Origin of the sequence: Enterococcus sp. 4E1_DIV0656 (assembly GCF_002140695.1) — a bacterium.
GTDB classification, from domain to species: domain Bacteria; phylum Bacillota; class Bacilli; order Lactobacillales; family Enterococcaceae; genus Enterococcus_D; species Enterococcus_D entomosocium.
In genome coordinates, this window is the sequence record NZ_NGLF01000002.1 from 604,485 (window position 1) to 606,516 (window position 2,032).

Below are 2,032 nucleotides of genomic sequence, written 5' to 3' on the forward strand. Positions count from 1 at the left end.
GAATGACTCATATAAAAATACCTCCTAATTTTCAAAAGAGATATTTTTTCAAGTTTCCAGCTCAGAACAATAGAATTAGGTATTATTTAAAAGAAAAAAACACTAAAAATAATCGAGTTGCCGTGAATATCCAATGCGAAATTCTAAGCTAAACTCATTTTATTTTCATTTTTTGAAAACGAAGAAATACACTTGTGCATTTCTTCGTTAAATCGAGCTTTACAATTGTTTCTTTGAACCGCTTTATGATAGGATAGGTCAGAAGGAGCATTGAAATGACTATAGCTGAAAAAATAAAAGAGAGTCGCTTGAAATTAGGACTCACCCAACAAGAAGTTTCCGAGAAATTATTTGTTACTAGACAAACGATCTCAAATTGGGAAAACAATCGAAGTACCCCAGACATCGACACATTGATCAAATTAAGTGATCTTTATCAAATCAATTTAGAGTCACTGCTAAAACCAGAACAATTAGCAGAAGAACCAGAAAGAAAGAGCGAGGAGAAGAAAAAAGACTTCCGCCTTCCTCTATACTTGCTCAATTTGACTGCAGTCATCGCTTGCGTTTTCACCGACTTCTTAACACCTACAGGAACAATGACCTTATGGACAACTGCTGCACATTTTTTATTACTAGTTAACTTTGTCCTTTTATTCGGTTTTTTCCTCACAAAAAAAAGACCCCTCCATGCAAAAACAGTTGTTTTTGCATTAGGAAAAGGTCTGTTGATCTTAGCCATTATATTAGGTTTTACTCTTTGGTCGAATAAAGGAGCTTCCGCTGATGAATTACATCTGATTGGCCACAATTATGGTCATTTTATCTATTTGACGTTTAAAGCAATTGGGGTGATTTATTTGTTTGATTGGCGGAAGTTTATTTATCAAAAATGAAATATCTATTATTTACAATAACATTTTTTCACCTTATGGGTCTTCTTTTATTTAAGATTATTAAGCTGATTTTAAGACTAATAAATCCTGTCTCTTATACACATCTAGATGTGTATAAGAGACAGGTATAACTACAGTATCCCTTTTTTGTATATCTATAAATTGTTTTGATATAATTTATACAATTCACTTTATCTTTTCGTCTAAGATAATTATCTCGATTTGATCTGAAGTAAAGTCCTACTTCTCTTAAATTTTCCGCATACATTCCCTCAGAAAGAACTCGGAGAAATAAGTCTAAATCTTCTTTTCTTTTTATATCACTGTATGCGCCTAGATGTAATATTTCCGTTTTTTTATACATAACAGTGGGATGATTAAATGGACTTCTACGCTTTGAAAATTTAAGTATCTCACTGTAAGCTGTAGGGACAATACGCATACTTTCAGTTTTTGTAGGTACTTCATAAAATTCAGCAATTTGAGTTCCCAACACACTTAAATTCTTTTCTGCGTTAAACCTATCCAATTGTTTTTCACATCTATTTGGCAAAGATATATCATCACTGTCCATTCTTGCCACCAATTCATTTTTACATAGTTTCAAACCTTTATTTAACGCCAAACCTAATCCAATATTTTCCTCAAGTTGAACAAGATTTATACAGTCATAATTGTCTTTATAGTAACAAAGAATTTCATTCAACTCTCGTGTTAGTAAACCATCTAACACAATAACAAAATCGTTAGTTTTTATCGTTTGGTTAAGAATACTCTCTATACTTTGCTTTAAAAAAAGAGGTGATTCCTTCGAATAAACAGACATTAAAACTGAATAATTAGTATACATTACTACTCCTTTTAATCAATAAATAATTATTTTATTTAGAAACTGCTTTTAGTATCTTTATCATATACTAAATTGCCAAAAGCTTTATTGACTATTTTGCCTACTTTCCCTGGAAAATACCCCATTAAATAGATTAGCCAATTTAACCACGAAAACAAATAAATTTTCTTTCCATGTTCTAGCGCTAAATCCCTTACCATATAACTTGTTCTAACATATTGGTCATCTTGTGGGAAAAATATTCCTTCATCAGAATTGTCCACTCTATTCTTGATAAACTCACATA

The 2,032-nt window shown here is 31.2% G+C and carries 2 protein-coding genes and 1 pseudogene; 1 reads left to right on the top strand and 2 read right to left on the bottom strand.

Annotated elements, in window-relative coordinates; genetic code table 11:
• The first annotated feature begins 275 nt into the window (after positions 1–275).
• Positions 276–896 carry a helix-turn-helix domain-containing protein gene (locus tag A5882_RS16120; RefSeq protein ID WP_086373123.1) on the top strand — a complete coding sequence of 207 codons (621 nt, stop codon included), beginning with the start codon at positions 276–278 and terminating at the stop codon, positions 894–896.
• A gap of 94 nt (positions 897–990) precedes the next feature.
• Here the strand turns inward: A5882_RS16120 and A5882_RS16125 are convergent, their stop codons facing one another.
• Positions 991–1,746, bottom strand: coding sequence for a glycosyltransferase (locus A5882_RS16125; RefSeq protein ID WP_086373124.1), 756 nt, complete (start codon positions 1,744–1,746; stop codon positions 991–993).
• Positions 1,747–1,781: 35 nt separating this feature from the next.
• Positions 1,782–2,032 (bottom strand): annotated as a pseudogene (locus tag A5882_RS20020) (NAD-dependent epimerase); the annotation flags it as partial.

What these genes read in the sequence shown, in the direction of transcription:
- A5882_RS16125 (WP_086373124.1), bottom strand. Translation starts at nt 1,746, where the DNA reads ATGTATACTAATTATTCAGTTTTAATGTCTGTTTATTCGAAGGAATCA.
- A5882_RS16120 (WP_086373123.1), top strand. Translation starts at nt 276, where the DNA reads ATGACTATAGCTGAAAAAATAAAAGAGAGTCGCTTGAAATTAGGACTC.